The organism is Sphingobacterium spiritivorum ATCC 33861 (assembly GCF_000143765.1).
GTDB classification, from domain to species: Bacteria; Bacteroidota; Bacteroidia; order Sphingobacteriales; family Sphingobacteriaceae; genus Sphingobacterium; species Sphingobacterium spiritivorum.
On record NZ_GL379772.1, the window covers coordinates 57,669 to 76,051 of the forward strand.

General features: G+C 38.0%; 12 protein-coding genes and 1 tRNA gene. 5 read left to right on the forward strand and 8 right to left on the reverse strand.

The window, feature by feature from the left end; all coding sequences use genetic code 11:
* Nucleotides 1–77: 77 nt before the first annotated feature.
* Complete coding sequence (locus HMPREF0766_RS14745; protein WP_002998770.1) at nt 78–2,123, reverse strand: M13 family metallopeptidase; 2,046 nt, start codon at nt 2,121–2,123, stop codon at nt 78–80.
* Between the two features lie 140 nt (nt 2,124–2,263).
* Between HMPREF0766_RS14745 and HMPREF0766_RS14750 the strand changes: the two genes are divergently transcribed.
* The 4 genes from HMPREF0766_RS14750 to HMPREF0766_RS14765 all read left to right on the forward strand — a co-directional run bounded on the left by HMPREF0766_RS14750 (nt 2,264) and on the right by HMPREF0766_RS14765 (nt 5,849).
* A tRNA-Ser gene (locus HMPREF0766_RS14750) sits at nt 2,264–2,348 on the forward strand.
* Between the two features lie 97 nt (nt 2,349–2,445).
* On the forward strand, nt 2,446–3,231 hold the full coding sequence (locus tag HMPREF0766_RS14755; RefSeq protein WP_002998773.1) for a CPBP family intramembrane glutamic endopeptidase: 786 nt from the start codon (nt 2,446–2,448) through the stop codon (nt 3,229–3,231).
* Between the two features lie 408 nt (nt 3,232–3,639).
* On the forward strand, nt 3,640–3,924 hold the full coding sequence (locus HMPREF0766_RS14760) for a hypothetical protein (RefSeq protein ID WP_201680373.1): 285 nt from the start codon (nt 3,640–3,642) through the stop codon (nt 3,922–3,924).
* Nucleotides 3,925–4,676: 752 nt separating this feature from the next.
* Nucleotides 4,677–5,849 (forward strand): thiol-activated cytolysin family protein, encoded by a 1,173-nt coding sequence (locus tag HMPREF0766_RS14765; protein ID WP_002998777.1) that lies wholly within the window; start codon nt 4,677–4,679, stop codon nt 5,847–5,849.
* A gap of 112 nt (nt 5,850–5,961) precedes the next feature.
* On the opposite strand, the gene HMPREF0766_RS14770 is transcribed toward HMPREF0766_RS14765, so the two are convergent.
* Together HMPREF0766_RS14770 and HMPREF0766_RS14775 are read right to left on the reverse strand one after the other, a co-directional pair.
* Complete coding sequence (locus HMPREF0766_RS14770; RefSeq protein WP_002998780.1) at nt 5,962–6,234, reverse strand: hypothetical protein; 273 nt, start codon at nt 6,232–6,234, stop codon at nt 5,962–5,964.
* 196 nt (nt 6,235–6,430) lie between these two features.
* Nucleotides 6,431–7,963, reverse strand: coding sequence for a beta-N-acetylhexosaminidase (locus HMPREF0766_RS14775; RefSeq protein ID WP_002998783.1), 1,533 nt, complete (start codon nt 7,961–7,963; stop codon nt 6,431–6,433).
* 245 nt (nt 7,964–8,208) lie between these two features.
* On the opposite strand from HMPREF0766_RS14775, the gene HMPREF0766_RS14780 reads away from it, so the two are divergent.
* A complete protein-coding gene (locus tag HMPREF0766_RS14780; RefSeq protein ID WP_002998786.1) occupies nt 8,209–8,781 on the forward strand; it encodes an RNA polymerase sigma factor in 573 nt (190 codons plus the stop codon).
* A gap of 169 nt (nt 8,782–8,950) precedes the next feature.
* Here the strand turns inward: HMPREF0766_RS14780 and HMPREF0766_RS14785 are convergent, their stop codons facing one another.
* The 5 genes from HMPREF0766_RS14785 to HMPREF0766_RS14805 form a co-directional block, all read right to left on the reverse strand.
* Entirely contained in the window at nt 8,951–9,319 is a 369-nt protein-coding gene (locus HMPREF0766_RS14785) for a LytTR family DNA-binding domain-containing protein (protein WP_115388686.1), read from the reverse strand.
* 159 nt (nt 9,320–9,478) lie between these two features.
* Nucleotides 9,479–11,554, reverse strand: a complete 2,076-nt coding sequence (locus HMPREF0766_RS14790) for a DUF5695 domain-containing protein (protein ID WP_002998794.1) — start codon at nt 11,552–11,554, stop codon at nt 9,479–9,481.
* 145 nt (nt 11,555–11,699) lie between these two features.
* A complete protein-coding gene (locus HMPREF0766_RS14795; RefSeq protein ID WP_169311217.1) occupies nt 11,700–13,181 on the reverse strand; it encodes a RagB/SusD family nutrient uptake outer membrane protein in 1,482 nt (493 codons plus the stop codon).
* A 19-nt stretch (nt 13,182–13,200) separates the two neighbouring features.
* A complete protein-coding gene (locus tag HMPREF0766_RS14800) occupies nt 13,201–16,650 on the reverse strand; it encodes a TonB-dependent receptor (protein WP_169311218.1) in 3,450 nt (1,149 codons plus the stop codon).
* A 189-nt stretch (nt 16,651–16,839) separates the two neighbouring features.
* Nucleotides 16,840–17,988, reverse strand: coding sequence for a FecR family protein (locus HMPREF0766_RS14805; RefSeq protein WP_002998801.1), 1,149 nt, complete (start codon nt 17,986–17,988; stop codon nt 16,840–16,842).
* Nucleotides 17,989–18,383 lie beyond the last annotated feature (395 nt).

An 18,383-nucleotide genomic window follows, 5' to 3' on the forward strand; every position in this document is an offset into this window, starting at 1 on the left:
TATTTATGTTTCTATTTAATGAAGGGCAAAAGTATAAACTTTTTTCCAATTTTCAAACATCTTTTATTAAAATTTCTCTACCACACCCCTACTCTGTTTGCAGGCAACACATAGCTTTTGGCATTTGGCTGTATATTAAAGGCTTTATAAAAAGCTTCCATATTGTACAGCGGACCGTTTACTCTGAATTCTTCAGGACTATGGGGATCCATTTTCAGACGGAGACGCATTGTTTCGTCACGTGTTTTAATTCTCCATACCTGTGCAAATGCCAGAAAAAAACGCTGATCTGGTGTAAAACCATCAATTTTATCAGTGGTTTGCCCTTGTTTAGTCAACTTGAAAGCATCAAATGCAATACTCAGACCACCGATGTCTGCAAGGTTTTCACCCAGTGTAAGTTCTCCGTTGACATGCTGGTTGTCCAGTAATGTAAATCCACTGTACAGATCGGCTACCTTTTTGGCTTTCACGTTGAACTGATCTGCATCGGCTTTGGTCCACCAGTCATTCAGATTACCGTCTTTATCGTACTGCCTTCCCTGATCATCAAATCCATGTGTCATTTCATGCCCTATAACTGCTCCGATGGCTCCGTAATTGATGGCATCATCTGCATTGAAATCAAAGAACGGGAATTGCAAAATTCCGGCCGGAAACACGATTTCATTGTATGGGGGATTGTAATAGGCATTAACCGTAGGCGGAGTCATTAACCATTCCGTCTTGTCTACTGGTTTACCCATTTTATTTACCATTTCCTTATACGCATGACGTTCTGCAGACTTCAGATTAGCGTAGTAAGTATCTTTGCTGATCTCTACATCACTGTAATCTTTCCATTTATCCGGATACCCAATCTTCTTTGTAAATGCCTCCAGCTTTTCTATGGCTTTCTTTTTGGTTTCCGGTGTCATCCAGTCCAGTTTTTCAATTCGTGTACGGTAGACTTTCTGAAGATTATCCACAAGTGTCATCATACGCTCTTTGGCTTCTTTCTTGAAATACTTTTCGGCATAGAGTTTACCAACGATTTCACCCAGACTTTCATCTGCCGCACTTACCATTAGTTTCCATCGTTCTTTTTGTTCCTTCTGCCCGTTAAGTACTTTACCGTAGAAATCAAATTTGGCATCTCTGAAGCTTTTCGGTAAAGCTGTAGCCGCATCGTTAAGTGCGTCTAATTTTAGCTTTTGTTTCCATACATCCAAAGGTTCGGACTTCAAAAGCGTATTTAGTGCTACGTAATATTTGGGTTGTTGAACAAGTAAGGTATCCGTTTTGATCAACAGACGGGATAAAATATCCTGCCAGTTGATATCAGGTGTTTGTTTTTGAAAAGCAGCTACAGCAAATTTATTATAGTTCTTTACCGGATCTCTCAGCTCTACAGGTGTAAGGTGAGACTTGGCAATAGCTGTCTCCAGCTTAATGATATTATCCGCATACTGCTGTGCTGATTTCTCTTCGCCACTTAATGTAAATAATTTCACAATATAGGCTTTATAGGATTCCAGTATTTTTTTTGACTTCTCATCGTTATCCAGATAATAGCTCGCTTGCGGAAGGTTTAATCCGCCCTGTACGAAAGTCGCAGCATTTTTATTGGAAATCCTGTCATCCGAAGCTACATAGAAGTGAAAGAGATCACCGTTCCCTTCTTTAAAACCATCTGCACTGAATGCAATCAGTTCATTGATATCTTTCAGCGCATTTATCTTGCTGATCAGAGGTTCTACAGGTTTAGTTCCCAACTTCTCTATAGCCACGGTATCCATTCCGCTGGCGTAAAAGTCTCCCGCTTTTTGTGCATCTGAGCCCTTAGCGCTATTTGCTTTAGCGGCTTCTTCGAGGATAAGATGCAGTTTGGCCGTATTCTCATCCTGCAGGACATAGAAAGAGCCCCAACCGGTTTCTGACGCAGGAATTTCTGTTTTCTTAAGCCACCCTCCATTGGCATAAAGAAAGAAATTGTCCCCCGGACTAATCGTCGTATCCATACCGCTGACATCAAAAAAATTGGTTCTTACTTCTTCAGACGTCGATGTACTGTTGTTGGATTGGCAGGAGCCAAGCACAGCTAGTGCCGGCAATACTGCCCATAATTTGTTTTTGGTAATCATATGATGTGATTTAACAAAAATAAAGGTAGTGATAATTAACAAGTTGCCACAAATGTTATCTTTTCTTTTACATTTTTATCCGTATTATGCAGAAATGTTTTGGTTTATTGCCGGAAGATATTAATTTTGTGGCTCCTAACGGAGAGGTGTCAGAGTGGTCGATCGAGCACGCTTGGAAAGCGTGTGTACTGCAAGGTACCGCGGGTTCGAATCCCGCCCTCTCCGCAAAACCTTCATCTTTCGATGAAGGTTTTTTTTATGAATTATACTTGCTACTTTTAGCACGTAATTCCCTAACTTCATGTAAAATAACCAATTAGAAATGAAGAAAGTATCCGGCTACCTGAAGGTAATTATTTTTTATCTCTTCACATTGCTCATCTTTATCGGCTCCTCCGCCCTTACAAAGCAAAGTTCCTTACCGGATTTATTGTCTTTAATCACTGCATCCATATTTACTTTTATTTTGATTTACTGGTTTGTACGAAGTGATAAAAGTGTACTTTCCAAAAACGGGTTAGGCTTTGATAAAAAGAGTGTAGTACGGTTTGTATCCGGATTTGGAACAGGCCTTATTATGGTACTGCTGATGGCTGTAATTACCATCACATTCAGCAATGTTACTTTTACCCGATCTCAAACATTTAACCCTAATATTCTTGTCCTACATATCCCCCTTTTTCTTTTTGTTGCTCTTCGTGAAGAACTTGCCTTCAGAACGTATATGCTTTGGAAATTAAAGACAATTACCGGACCTGTAGTTGCCATGATTATTGTCACCGTTATTTTTAGTATAGAACATCTTTTTGGTGGATATTCTGTGGTAAATGCCTTCGTTGGATCTGGATTGGGCGCAATCCTGTTTGGATTTGCGACTTTGAGAACAGGAAACATTGCACTCTCCATCGGAATTCATTTTGCATGGAACTTAACACATTGGCTATTGGGATTCAAGGGTAACAGCGGATTTTTAATCGAAACAGTGCAAAAAGGAACCGAACAACAGGCCGAAACAATTGCATTTATCGGCTATATAGCAGCAATGATAATGGGGATATGTGTGATTTATCTATTCTTTAAACCACAAAATAACAGGGAGTATAAATAAGAGGTAAGATATTGACAGGTTAGATACCCGCTATCCTTTTTATAATGAAGTGTAAGAATATTGGTTCTTAACCTCTCTCCCGATAAACGGGATCTCTCCTTAAAAAGGAGAGAATTAATCGGGTTTAACCCTTGCCAATTCTACGGTATGCATTAATCCAACATTATTATACCTCGCTTTCGGATTTGTCCCTCATAAAGTTGGTACCACAGCATGATCCGAATTCACAACCTTTTTGTATCTTCATATATAAGTATTTAGCTCAATAACAATATTGAAAATGGAGGAGGAAACAACCCGCTTATAACAACGTTTTCAGTTTTCAGAAAACAACAAATTTACATGACAGAAATACGGGTTATGCTGAAAAAAGTTATTCATCATTAATAAATGAAAACAAGTGTTGAAATGAAAAAGCAAAATATTCAGGATTCAAATTACCCGAAAAGAGAAAGCAATTTTCTTACTACCATTACTTCAGAAGACACTTTTCAGGTAATTATTGATAATGCCGGGAGTAGCACACTTCTACTGTGGCAGGACGAGTATTATATGGAAGCCTACCTGAGTCATTGCGAGATACCAATAACATTAAGCAAAGTGGATTCGGTGATTTTTCTAAAAATGGATAAAAGACAACCCTCAGGAGCTGAATTTCTTTATTCATCCTGTATTTGGACAAGAATCCCCTAAGTTGAATTTCAAAGAACTCATGGGAAGAATCATCAAAAAAATGGAAAGTGATGGCGATTTTTATGATACATTAAGAGAAAACAATTTATTATGAGAACCACAGGAGATAATCCGATAACGTCTAAGTTGTTTCACACGGATATAAGAATCGAATATCAATATGAGTACCGATTATCTTTTTGATAATGCTTAATAAAATGAATTGAACGGGACAAATATAAAGCAAACTATAGCTCAGATTTAGTGTCAATCTAAAAATGAGCTTCTGTCCTCCTAAGAAAATATTAAAAGAGATATCAAGTTTTCGTGCTTAATCTTAGTCAGAATGTAATTTCACATATAGTGGATTCTTTGCCTGGAATTGAAGCAATACTATATTTCCAGCCAGCAAAAATACTCCTTTAGACGTATTGCAAAGTAAAACACCTGCCTCTAACTTTGTCAGAAAGAGATGTTGTCGAAAATGGAAGAAAGTTCTATGCAGACAAATCAGGAAAAGAAGTAAAATAGATGTCTCTCTGCAAAAAACATAATGCTAAATATACCTGTTGATGGTAATAATTTAAACAAAAGGTAGCCGCTTAGAATACAGTACCTGAATCGGACACTGCATTTTTATTTTCAGGGCTTTGTTACAATACAAACAACCTTATACCTTATTTAATAATTATTAATCAAAAAAAACAACAAATATTCTTTAAATGTAATTTCTTTATTCTATTTTTATAATAAATACCTATTATATCTGTACTATGATGAAATTACTCGCCTATCTACTTTTGTCTTTGACTGTCTGCGCTATGGTATCTTGCAAAAAAGATGTTATTGAAGACAAAAAACCACCCATAATTGAACAGAAGGTACGTTCAAAAAAAGAGATTGTAGATTCGCTGAAAAATGACCTTATAAAAAAAGGATACTCGGTATCAACTCCTGTGGTGAATCAGGACAGTTCAAAAGTAAGCTTTCAGGTTTCAAGAGCAAATAGTATAAAAGAATTTGGTGTTTTTGAACCCGGTGGCGGAGCAGACCAAAAAACATATCCCGACCTGTATACAGGCAGTGTATTTAATGGAAATGTATTTGTCAAAGAAGGGATATTCTCCTCCGGATTACCCCTTGAAGGAAAAACGTTGCCTCTACATCAGGATATTGTGATTGTCGGAAAAAATAATGTGAAGATCGCGGAAGGAAAGCAAATTGAACTGCGAAATTCTAATCTCAAACAGTTTCAATCTGATATACTGAGAAAAATCGGCGAGCCAACCATTGATCAGCATGTAGGAGATGTATCCCTTAAAACCGGATTTTTCTCCAGCTTTAGCGATGTCAAAGATTCTGTATTTTTTAACAGGTCTAACATGTACTGGGATAGCTTTAAGCCGGGTGTAGGCTTACTGGAATTCGACACAGACAATGCCGTTGTCCCGGGAAAAGGTACTTTTGCTTTCTTCAGACAAGATTATTACAGCATAAAAATAGATACAACAAAATCGGGCTGGAAATTCTTAGAAGAAGAGCTTAGTAGTGCTTTACAAGCGGAACGCATGCCTATATTTATAAATTCCATTACTTATGGCCGATATGGCTTCGTAACTATCGAAGGTAACCAGTCACAGGAAATATTGGCAATGCTGAATAAGGCTATAGCTAATTTTGATAGTTTATCCGAATTTGAACGCAATATTTTAAGCAAATCTACCATTCGATGCTTCTTTTTTGGAACACCTGAAGACTGGAGATTCAGCCAACTGCTCCAATCTTCATTAGGAAGATTGCAGTTGTTTACCGAAATTATGAAACAAAAGACTTACAAATTCAGATCCTTCGGAGATGCTCCGACCTTTTATACCTTTTCTTCCGTCAAGGATAATTCCGCATTTATGGGATCTACTTTAGAAAGAAAGGTTGAATTCGATTTGTAGCATTAGTCCGAATACTAATGCCTGAACATAAATTGAAAGAGCAAGTCCGGGGGCTGTATTTTAAACAAATACAGCCCCCGGAATCTTTTAGGAATAACTTTTAATTAGTTTGCTATTCCTCAAAAAGCTCTATGTCAGCGTTCTCTTCATTTATGAGAATAACATTTCCTGTAAATTTATTGTCTTCCCATACTTCAGCCAGATATTTATTATCCAGATATGCAGGAACATCAACACCATCTTCCGCATTGCTGTGAACATACACCAACTTAGCGGTATCCACACGTTTTAGTTTAGCCAGAAACTTCAGGTGTTCACTTTTTAGGGTAATGCTCACTAATTTCTTAGTGTCAAAAGCCTGATCTTTAAATATTACAATACTCATAATCTTATGTATTTAGTATATTTTCTTTTTGATCACTCTATATTATTTCCTATCTCTCCTGACACTTGAATATTGAAAACGTATATTTTCAAGAGTATGATGATGTTACAATATAACAATTTGCAGTGGGTTTGTTTTTATAAATTAAATAATTTATTTAGATTATTTCCTTATTAAATTCTTTTGAATCAGAATATTATTTATTAAAGTCTATTTGCTTTTTATTCCATCTGTTGTAGAAATAGGGTAGCGCATGCTGAAAGCCTACATAATCTTTATTTTCCACATCAGTCCACCCGACCTCTGCATAAGCAGCAATACGAGGAAATGTCTGTTTATACATATCCTTCACATCAAGAATCCATTCCCCCCACATCTGACATCCCAGGCCTAGTATTTTAGCATGATACTGTTTATCCAGGCCTTCAGGAACCGGATCAAAGCTATATGCTTTTTCCAGTGAAATATTACTGTAATCCAGATAGGTCGCTTCATGGTAAGAATTTACAATAGCATATCCGTTGCGTGCTGCTTCTTTCATCAGATCGACATTGCCTTTCCAAAACTGAATAATAGCGGATTTTGAAAGTGTCCCCGTGACAGGTGCAGCATCCTGATTATAGTCATGTAACTTTGCGCCCATAATATCATTCCAACCCATCATCCGCTTATTATTTTTTTCCAAAAAATTAGAAATGCCATTGGTGAAGGAGATCTGAAGATCTGCCGGTGAAATTAAAGCGTGCTTTTTCATATAAGCCTGAACTTCCGGAGAATCGTTCCATTGATTGTATTTAACCTCATCACCACCAATATGGATCACATCTGAAGGAAACATAGTGATCACTTCGCTCAATACATCCTGAAGAAACCCGATTACCTTTGGATCCGTCACATCAAAAACATCATATTTCACACCAAAACTCGCAGGTACTTTTATAGGAAGTTTGGTGACACCAAGCCAGGGGTAAGAAGCTATTGCAGCACTGGCATGTCCGGGCATTTCTATTTCCGGTACAATATTTATATGACGCGCTTTAGCATAGGCTACAATTTCTTTTACATCGGCACGGGTATAATACCCCTCCAATGGCTTTCTGTCATACTTATCACTATTCCAGCCACCTATTTGGGTTGAATCTCTCCGCGCACCTATTTTGGTAAGATTGGGATATTTCTCTATGGCCAGTCTCCATCCCTGATCTTCAGTAAGATGCCAATGAAATACATTCATTTTCAGAGCAGCCATTTCATCCAGTAGAGTCTTTACCACATCTTTACCTTTGTAAGCCCTTCCCTCATCCAGCATATAACTCCGCCAGGAAAATCGTGGTTTATCGCTGATCTTTATACACCCAAGCTTTGCAATGCCTGATTCTTTTTTTATTAATTGTCTTAACGTCTGAATACCATAAAAAACACCTGTTGAAGTCGGTGCTTCTATCCGGATACCTGATCTATCGACTTCCAGATGGTATCCCTCAGCCCCCAGTTCCTGCCGCAATGTTATATTGATTAATAAATGAATACCGGCCTGTTTGGGAGATGTTACTTTTGATGATTTCAAACCTTGCTCATCTTTTAAAATTTCAGCAATAAAGGTGACCTCATTATCCACCTTACCATTTGTATAGATACCGATATTGTTTTTGATCAGATATTCACCTTTTTTCTCTAAAACAGAAGCCGGCCGGGGAATCACATCAATAGCCTTTGCTTTTAGTGACATTGCAAAGACTAAGATCCATAAGCAACATATTACTTTACAAACTTTATTCATACAGTTATTATTTAAATTTTGATACCATTTAACGTTTAGGCTTATTAAACATTTTTGCTATTACTTGCAAAATACAATTGCACTACTTAACTTAGACAACAATCACACTGTGGGATCAATGGTTTTATTAACACAAAAATCAAACCACCAACCTTAACTATACCAAATCAACCATTGGTACAATTATATTGATCATGAAATCGTATCATACTCTTTCAGATGAAGAACTGATTGTATTGACAAAAGCCGATGATCAGGATGCATTTTCTATACTCTACAGCAGACATAAACTCGCGCTTTACACTCATACTTATCAGAAAACAGGAGATCTGGAGCAGGCAAAAGATCTGATTCAGGAACTGTTCACCAATTTATGGGACCGGCGTTTTGCGTTACCACAAATTATTAATATTCAGGCCTATCTGCACACTATACTTCGTAACCGCTTACTGGACTATTTTGCACATAGCAAAGTAGAAAATAAATATCTGGATTCTCTTCAGGAATTTATAAATAAAGGCCATTGTTCAACAGATCAATACATTGTAGAAGCAGAATTCACCGCATATATCCAAAGGACTGTCAACGCATTACCACCAAAAATGCGGGAAGTATATACAATGAGCAGGAATACCCCAAAAAGTCACAGAGAAATAGCAGAAGAATTAGGAATCTCCGAATCTACAGTAAAAAATCATATAAAAGCCGCATTAAAAATTATCCGGGGAAAATTGAATCGTTTACTGACATTTCTGTTCTTTATCTGATTTATCACGTATAGCTGAAATTTCAGCCGTTTCATCATACACATCAGAAATTCACACAAAAAATCAAAGAACTTTAAAACCAATACATACAAAATATATGATTACTCTCCTTCACGCACATTTTATTTTTCCAGTCATTCTTTTAAATTATTATGATCATTGCGATTCACTAATATAAAGAATATGTCTTTGAGCCATTTTTAAATATATGTTCTACTTCCTGAGTTAACTTAAAAGCGGCAATGCTAAACTCCAGACGGATGCCACTTTCCAGCTCTATTTGTTTCTCCCGGTTATGAATACACTTCAGATATTGAAGATTTACCACAAGGGACCTGCTCACTCTTATAAAGTAAGGGTGAGACAACTCTTCAAGCACAGTCTTAATATTTTTTTTTATGACATATCCTTTCTCATTCCTTCGGACTAATTCAGTATGTGCCCCCATAGAGACACAATGCGTAATATCTGCAGCCGAGATAATAAGCGTTACGTCACGTTCTTTTATCAGATATTTCAAAGATTCTATACTGGTCATATACATTTAATATATTTATTAATCCTTCTCCTTTCAATAAAGTCATTTGTTCTATAGCTAGTATGTCCAATCTATTATTGAACTATAAGATCATTCGAACATCGTTTTAAACTATCATTTACAGAAAATATGTATCTAAATCTACTTCAAGATAGTGATCTATAGTCCTAAATTCACCAGATAATAAAAGCCTAATGCCCAATCCTGATCATTTGCATAAGGATCATAAAATCCTGCCATTTTTCCATCCACACGTTGAGGATATAGATAAGCACAATAGCCACGCCCTTCTTCTGAAAATAGATTCAGGTTATTTCGCACAATATTTTCAGCACGCTGCTGGTAGTTTTTATCTTTTGTACACTGATAATAATAGTGATATGCAGCTGCAGTGATTGCACTCCAGTAATGCGGGAAGGTATCACCCCAAAACTCATACTTTCCAAACCAATATCCATCCCAATGCCGGATACTGATCTCATTCATATGATAGCTGGGCTGGAAACCTGCAAAAGCTTCCAGTACGGGCATTTGTCTTTTTGCCTCATCTAAATATTTCTGGATTCCGGTTTCCAGATAGAGTTCACAAAGAAGTTGTATAGATGGTGCAACTATGCTCTGTTCATAATTTACTTCTGAAATAGGGTAAAATAATCCGTTAGCAATGTATGTATCTCCTATTTTCAAATAATCTGCTAACAGGCTTTTATATTCTTCCTGCATTCCGGCATCTTTCAAAACATTCAATCCCAGGCGTACAGGAGTACCGATAGAATAAAAGCCATGCCCGAAGTGACTATACATCGATTTCATAGTTTTAAATCCATCTGTTGCATACTGCGGATCACCACTAACTTTATACATAAGAAAATAGAATTCAGCTACCCAGGCATAATTATATGCTCTGTTTCTCGAATCTCTCTTTACCGAAGACCATGTTGTATAATCTTTATACTGTAATTTATTTCGTACAAATTTCACATATTTCACCAGAGATTCTCTGATTTTCTGATTTTTAGTCACCAGATATTGTTTAGCTAAAAAAGCCCCCATGCCCAGACGTTCAGCACCCTCATTACGGTCAGCTGGACTCACACTACTCGTATTATTCATAAAAATCTTGTCCGTTTCATTATCGTAAACCATATATGCACCGTCACGAGGGTCTGAAGGATCATTCAATTGTTGATGATCTATAATAAAATCTGCACGTTTAGCAATCAAACTTTCATAATTACCGAATACTATACAATCTATATGTGTACGCTTACCCTTTCCATAATTAATCTCAAATTTCACCTTACCCTTCTCATCCATAATTGTTTCTACAACCCACCTTTCTCCTAATTTACTGACCGGAACAGGTTTACCATTTTTAGTGACAGTACAATGCTTCAGCAAATTTTCGTTTCCCTGTATTTCCACTCGTGCCTTTTCTCCTTTCTGAAAGGTATATTGGTTGCATTGAGCAACTATATTTCCCATTTTCAGTATCTTATTTTGAAAATCGTCCCAACCTGAATGGGTGAATATTCGCCACTTAACTGATGTCTTTTCTCCGGTTTTCAGCGATATTTCCGGCATCGTCACAGAGATGATACCTCGTGTATTTGACATACTTTTTTGCATATCCCTGTCCCAGATTTCATAGTGATCTATCGCTCCGTCCAATACTATCAGCCCCAGATGCGGGGCATTTGCTCCCATATGTGTGGCATTGATATAAGCTGCATTTCCTCCATCCCATATGTGCGCATGAGTTCGGGAAGTAATACAAGTCTCTGCATTTGGATAATTGTCATTGAAAGGAGTATAGATACCTATATCCGAAATAGTAACCGTATGTTTTCCCCGATTAGTAAAAACAAATTCTTCTATCAGATCATTTCCTGTCATACTTCTCTTGACATCCACCTGCAAATTGCCAGCCCTGTATGAAAGCTGCTTTCCGGCATTCTTATTTAATACAGGAAGCTCCCATGTTCTTGATGTTCGTATACCATTTACTGTTTCTGTAAAGTACCCCAACCCCCAACCGTACTTACGGGTAACAGAGCTATATTGTGTACCATCTGTCGCAATCAGCCAATTCATTGATCGATGATCATGAGCGATCTTTAAGCTACTTATTGCTCCCGTTTCCGGGTTTGTACGAAAAATTATCTGCTGCGCATAAAGTTGTTGTGTTAAATATGTTAACACAATAAAAATCGCCAGTATTAATTGTTTACTCATATTATTAAAAATAACAGACTGGAAACATTTGATATATGAAAAAAACAGTCTAAAATTAAAATAAGATCAATTATTTTTTATTCTATAAAAGAGAGAATACGCATTATTACTGTATTCTCTCTTTACTCTGTTTATAAGAATAGAGTTAATAGCCTGTATTCTGTTTTATTTTCCCTTTAGATTCCAGCAAATATGAATTAGGAATCGGGAAAAGAACTTTGTAATCTGCACTATGGCTATTAGCCACACGTCGGTTGAATTCGACATACTTACCATATCTGATGAGATCCGTACGTCTGTGTCCTTCACAGTACAACTCATGACCGCGTTCCAGAAGCAGCATATCGAGGAAATTATTCAAATCTCCGTAGTTTGCCAGAGACAGATTTTCCAGTCCGGCACGCCTGCGCACAGTATTGACAAGATCCATACATTCCTGTGTGACTGTTCCTTGCCGTGCAATGCTCTCTGCCAATGTCAGTAATACATCAGAATAGCGAAATACAGGCACGTCTATTCCTCCCCTGTCTCCTTTCTGATTAGGATCTACCGTATACTTTACCGGCAAGGCTCCTTTGATGAGTTCTCCGGCAGGATTTTGTTCGTTACGTACTGTGCCATCTGCTTTGGACACATATTCGCTTATGATATTGGCAAGACGCTTGTCTTTTTTCTCAAAAGTATGATAAAAATCCCAGGGCATTCTGTAACCGGACCAGGCTTCAACTGCCGGGTTGGGATATGGATAATCTCCGGGAAGCACATGCGATATCCAGCCGTTGGCATAGTTTTCAGTGTTACAGGGTATCACCCATATATTCTCATTATTAACCTCCGTATTAAGCGAAAAGCAATCGTAATAATTATCCAACAATCTATAACCATATTTTGCATTCATCAGCTCCCGTCCAATCGCTTCCCCCTCTTTCCATCGTTTCTGATGCATATACAGCTTGAGCAACATCATATTGGCCGCTCCTGCACCAACACGTCCCCATTCGGATCCCTTTAAGGGTAGCATCCGTATCGCATCTTTGAGTTCGGACTCAACCTGAGCCACATATTCAGTCTCCGCAGGACGTTCCAGAATAAGCTCAACAACAGGATCTTTCAGTGCTTCGTCCGGCGCGATCGGAACGGGACCGTATATATCCAGCAAACAATATAACAGCCATCCCCGGAGCGCTTTCAGCTCTCCTATGTACCGCTGCTTGAGTTCATCCCTCACTTCCGATTTTTCAATCTGTAGTATGATATTCCTGATCTGACTTACATTCTTATATTTCGCGTAAAGCTTTTCTGAATAACGTGGATCAGCAGCTGTCCAACTATGCGTATTAAACAATTCCCAGTTTCCGTTATCTCCCCACTGGCAATCCATGATATCAGTAGACACCTCTGTATAAATATTAATACCGCCTATGCTGCTGGAGTATACCCCTCCTCCTGAGTAACTATTGATATGGAAGTTATTATAGGCAGCTGTCACAGCAGATTTAATATCCTCCTCATTTTTGTAAAAATTTTCAGGAAGTATCCTATCGAATTCTTCCCGCTGCAATTCGCACGAAGACATCAATCCGAAGAACACAAATACAGCTATATAAAAGAATTTATTTGTTTTCATTTTTATACGTTTTAAATAGTTAAAATTTAACATCTACTCCAAAAGAAAATGTACGTTGATTCGGATATGCTGCCATCTGATCTGTTTCAGGATCAGTACCAGAATAAGGAGTAATCACAAAAGGATTCTGAGCATCTATAAATATTCGGGCATTTTTCAGCACCTTGGCTGCGACTGACTTCGGTAGTGTATATCCAAGTGTAATATTTCGACAGCGTATGAACCAGGCCTTTTCCAAATAGAAGTCTCCTGTTCCATAGCTGGCATTCGCCTGAAATATGGAAGGATATTTCGCATCCATATTGGCGTAAGACCAACGTTCCTTAACTTCATCAAACATATTGGCCCCGTTCCTGAGACGAAATGACTCAACACTATAATAAGCACGTGTATCATTCACCCTCCAGCGGTTAAACATTCCATAAAAATATAAATTGAGATCAAAGCCTTTCCATATAAAACTATTATTCAATCCTATAGTAATGGGTGCATTCACTCCTATTTTAACTAAATCTGCATTATCGATCTTTCCGTCAGGCGCACCTGCATACTGTGGTCTGCCATCAGCATCCACAACCCGGCTTCCATCCGTATTGAGTTTGTATCCATTGACATCTTTAATCTTGACTGTTCCCGGTATTGCACCAAACTTCTTAATATATTCTGTATCATTTACACTTACAATACCATCGGATAGAAATGACCACACCTCTTCGAAGCTCGCATTGTAGTCAATATTGATATCAGGTCTGAAACTAGGATCACGCTTTTTCCATCTGTCTCTGTAATAGGTAAGCGTAAGATCAGTATTCCAGGAGAAGTCCGGTTTGCTTATATTATTACTACGAAGTGAAAATTCGACTCCACGGCTTTGTTTTACTGCGTCAAGATTCGCCTTTATAGTATTAACTTCCTGATAAGACATCAATCGCTTATCGGCGATTATATCTTTGACCTTTCTGTCAAAAAGCTCAACTGATCCTGTAATACGCTGTCCATATAATCCGAAATCAAGGCCAACATTAATATCTGTCTGTGTTTCCCATTTCAAATTGGGATTACCCAACGCATTCAGACCGATACCATTTGTGATTTTGCCGTCAATAATATAATTATAGCCTGTACCATAGTAAGTATATATCCCGGGTACATTATCATTACCTGTCTGTCCGTATCCCGCCCTAAGCTTCAGCTCCGACAGCCAGGATGATGTCCCTTTCATAAAATTTTCTTCATTCACTTTCCAGGCTAATGCCACTCCCGGAAAATAACCCCAACGGTGATTTTCGGAAAAATTAGAAGAACCATCTGCACGGAAATTAAAAGTCATCAGATAGCGGTTCATAAAGGAATAATTGACACGACTAAAATAGGAAGCAATCTCTGAACTTCCTCCATAAGAACTTACACCTGGTCTTTCTCTTGCTCCTGCTGCGAGGTTATACCATAATACACCATCATATGGAAACTTTGAGTTAAAAGATCCAGATCCATCCCAGTTAAATTTCTGATATTCTGCCCCCGCCATAACAGAAAGACTGTTTTCTCCCCAGTTTTTCAGATAGTTAGCCACCACATTAAGAGTATAATCTGTCTTTGCGGTATTATTTATTGAAGCAAAGCCACCTTCACGCGCACCAAAAAGTACTGTGGTAGGAAGATAATAATTCCGCTTTCCCTGATTCCGGTCTGCTCCAACTAACGCTCGCACACTGAAACCTTCAAACGGATTGACCTGCAAATAAGATGTCATAAGCAACCGTTCGGTCACCGATCTATCCTTTATCTCCAATAAAGAAGCAGGATTCACAATATATCCTTCTAACGGATTGATCATATAATTTCCTTTATCATCTTTTTCCGGAAGAAGCGGATTAAACTGCATACTTGCACGAATTATTCCCGAGTTCTCACTTGCTCCCTTGCCAAGAGGAACATTATTGTTTTTGATCTGACTGAGATTACTCGTGATACCTGCACTGATATATTTTGAAAATTTCTGATCAAGGTTAAACCGTGTTGTAAATCTTTTCATACCATTATTCCTGATGACTCCCTCTTGGTCATAATACCCGGTTGAAATCATATATTTGGTGTTTTCAGTTCCTCCGCTGACAGAGAGATTGTGTTCCTGAACAGATCCGTTGCGCGTAACCAGACTTAACCAATCCGTACCTGCAGGCGGATTACTGATCTGTGCATCGGTATAACGGGTCTGCCATATGGGTTTATTTGCTGCCTGAGCCTCTGCAATCGCCTGATCCAATGTTTTTGTACCATAAGGGTACACCTTGTTGTCACGCATCCAGTTTTCCTTGATCGCTTCATTTGACTGGATCATAAAATCTTTCGGATTCAATAATTTTGGAAGACCATATATGCGTTGAGTAGAAAGAGTACCTCTGTAGTTTACTTCTGCCCGCCCCTCTTTTCCTCTTTTTGTAGTAATCAAGATTACACCACCGGCTGCTCTCGCACCATAAATCGCTGTCGCAGATGCATCTTTAAGAACTTCTATTGATTCTATATCATTCGGATTTATAGAATTCAAATCCCTATTGATTTGTCCCGGATTTCCAACATATCCTCCTTGTGACCTTGTTGAATCTGCAGGAGCATCAAATCCTGTCTGAGCAAATCCGTCAATCACAACAAGAGGAGCTCTGTTTGAAGATTGTCCCCTGATCTGCATGGAAACGGATCCTCCCGGCTGGGCACTCTGCTGCACAGCCGTCAGACCTGCTGCCCTTCCGGCAAGCATATGTGCAATGGAAGTATTAGCTGCCGGAGGAAGATCTTTAGTTCGGACACTGGATACTGCTCCTGTAAGATCTTTACGCTTCACACTTCCGTAACCCACAACAACAACTTCTTCCAGATCTGTATTTATGGTATTAAGCTGTACCCTTAATTCTGTTTTACCTTCCAGAGGTATCTCTCTTAGTTCATAACCAATCCGGGAAAAAACCAGCACGGAATTACTTTTAGGAACCATGAGATGAAATTGACCATTATCATCTGTAACTGTACCAATCCTGGAATTCCCTTTTACTGAAACTGATACTCCCTGTATTCCACCTGTTGTATCCTGTACCCATCCACTAATGGCTATCTGTTGTATTTTTAATCCGGCGACTAGTTGTTCATGAATGGATAAAGAACTATTGGAGTTTACAGGTTTTTCCTTAACAGCTATTGCCCTTTTATTAATCGAATAAGTCAGAGGTTGGTTTTCAAAACACTTTTCCAAAGCTGTTTCTAAAGTGACATTTTTCAACTCCAGAGATACGGGTTTTGCTTTTTCCATCATTAATGGGCTATAGAGTACATCGTATCCGCTTTGTTTTGCGATAGCTCGAAGAGCCTTCTCAAAAGCTACATTTTTCAGGGAAAGATTGATCTGCAGAATAGAGGCTGATGCTTTAACATAAGCCGTACCCAGAAGGATAAATAAAATAGAGAGTTTCAAAATTTTCCATAATTTCGTCTCTCTTCCTGTGCAATACAGGATTGATTTTGTAATATATTTTTTGTACATTTGATTAATCAAGGTTAAAATGTGGTTAATTGGTTTTAATTGATTTGATCACATAAGCTTATATCTCCGGGAGCGCTGTCATCGCTCCCGGTTTTTTACTCATGGATTTTTGGGTGACCTTCAGTCCATAATGTATATCCTCCTTTCTACAATTTTAAATTTCACAGTCTCTGTAAGAGCCATTATATCCAGAATATCTCGCACATTGCTGGAGCGTGACAACGTTCCTGAAAAAAATTTCCCTTTCATATCTCCCTGATATACTACTTCCACATCATACCATCTGGCGATTTTGCGCATAACGCTTTCAATATGCTCTGAATTAAAATTAAAATATCCATGCTGCCATGCTAATATTTCTTCAGGGTCGAATCGCTGTGTCTTTATTTCATTTGCATTTTTATTGTAAACAGAACTTACGCCGGGACTTAACATCAGCTGACGACCTTTTATATCCAACTGAACTTTACCCTCCATTAGCGAAGTCTGCACAAACGATTCTTCAGGATACGCAAAAACATTAAATTTGGTACCCAGCACTTTAATCTCCTGATCATCACTCTGCACTATAAACGGTTTACCATTTTGCTTCTTCACATCAAAATAGATCTCTCCACTGATCTCTACTCTACGCTCTGCTCCCACAAACGAAGTCGGATATTTAATAGAAGAGGCAGCATTGAGCCATGCTACAGTGCCATCAGGCAATCTAAGTTGAAATTGTCCCCCTTTAGGCGTACGCAAAATATGATAACCTACATCAGAAACCGTCTCCTTATCACCACTCTTATATGCCAACTGCCCTCCTTTGATCTTTTCTGCTACATATTTACCATTCTTATGTATTGCACCAGATTTTATCTTTTCGAGATCTAACTGGCTTCCATCTTCTAAAATAAGTGTGGCTCTATCACTCCCCGGTTTAATGAGATTCCCGGTTATGGATTGTTCCGGTGACTCAACCTCCTGATTACGTTTTATTATCCATATTGATCCAATAAAAATCAGCAGTGCGGCTGCTACCGCGCTCCATTTAAGCCAACGATAACTATACTGTTTATTTATTGAGCTTTTGTTGATCTCGTGAAACAACTTGTCATAAATACGCTTTCGTACATCATCCGGTTCGCCCATTGAATCAATATCCCATGGGACCCTTACAAATTCAAAATCATCTTTGTAGGTCTCCAATTGTTGCAACTCCTCTTTACTGCAATTACCATTTGTATATTTTTCATATAATTCTATGTATTGTTCTTTGGATAGCATTGTTTTTCAAGTAAGGTTCCTTGTATATAGAGACAATCCGGAGTCTTTACACACATAACTATTTGATTTATTTTATTTTTATTATTCCGGTAGATCTTTTAGCACTCTGATCAGCAAGAGAATACACTGTGCGTAAGATATTGATTAGAATAAAATTCCCAAGCCCGTATCTTGAAAAATGAAGGAGATTAGAAATGATAATTCTAAAATAAAAAGAAAGCCCGTTGTATACAACGGGCCGGTAGTCCTAAGGACATACGTTAACAGTTAGTGTTAGAGATCTTTATTATATATTTAAATATTTTATGCTTCTTAATAAAACATATACAAATTGTGTCTTATTATTTATGTAGAGACATTTTTAGGGTCACACACACATAAATATTTAATTTATT

What these genes read in the sequence shown, in the direction of transcription:
- HMPREF0766_RS14770 (WP_002998780.1), bottom strand. Translation starts at nt 6,234, where the DNA reads ATGAGTATTGTAATATTTAAAGATCAGGCTTTTGACACTAAGAAATTA.
- HMPREF0766_RS14755 (WP_002998773.1), top strand. Translation starts at nt 2,446, where the DNA reads ATGAAGAAAGTATCCGGCTACCTGAAGGTAATTATTTTTTATCTCTTC.
- HMPREF0766_RS14765 (WP_002998777.1), top strand. Translation starts at nt 4,677, where the DNA reads ATGATGAAATTACTCGCCTATCTACTTTTGTCTTTGACTGTCTGCGCT.
- HMPREF0766_RS14805 (WP_002998801.1), bottom strand. Translation starts at nt 17,988, where the DNA reads ATGCTATCCAAAGAACAATACATAGAATTATATGAAAAATATACAAAT.
- HMPREF0766_RS14780 (WP_002998786.1), top strand. Translation starts at nt 8,209, where the DNA reads ATGAAATCGTATCATACTCTTTCAGATGAAGAACTGATTGTATTGACA.
- HMPREF0766_RS14745 (WP_002998770.1), bottom strand. Translation starts at nt 2,123, where the DNA reads ATGATTACCAAAAACAAATTATGGGCAGTATTGCCGGCACTAGCTGTG.
- HMPREF0766_RS14760 (WP_201680373.1), top strand. Translation starts at nt 3,640, where the DNA reads ATGAAAAAGCAAAATATTCAGGATTCAAATTACCCGAAAAGAGAAAGC.
- HMPREF0766_RS14790 (WP_002998794.1), bottom strand. Translation starts at nt 11,554, where the DNA reads ATGAGTAAACAATTAATACTGGCGATTTTTATTGTGTTAACATATTTA.
- HMPREF0766_RS14795 (WP_169311217.1), bottom strand. Translation starts at nt 13,181, where the DNA reads ATGAAAACAAATAAATTCTTTTATATAGCTGTATTTGTGTTCTTCGGA.
- HMPREF0766_RS14775 (WP_002998783.1), bottom strand. Translation starts at nt 7,963, where the DNA reads ATGTCACTAAAAGCAAAGGCTATTGATGTGATTCCCCGGCCGGCTTCT.
- HMPREF0766_RS14785 (WP_115388686.1), bottom strand. Translation starts at nt 9,319, where the DNA reads ATGACCAGTATAGAATCTTTGAAATATCTGATAAAAGAACGTGACGTA.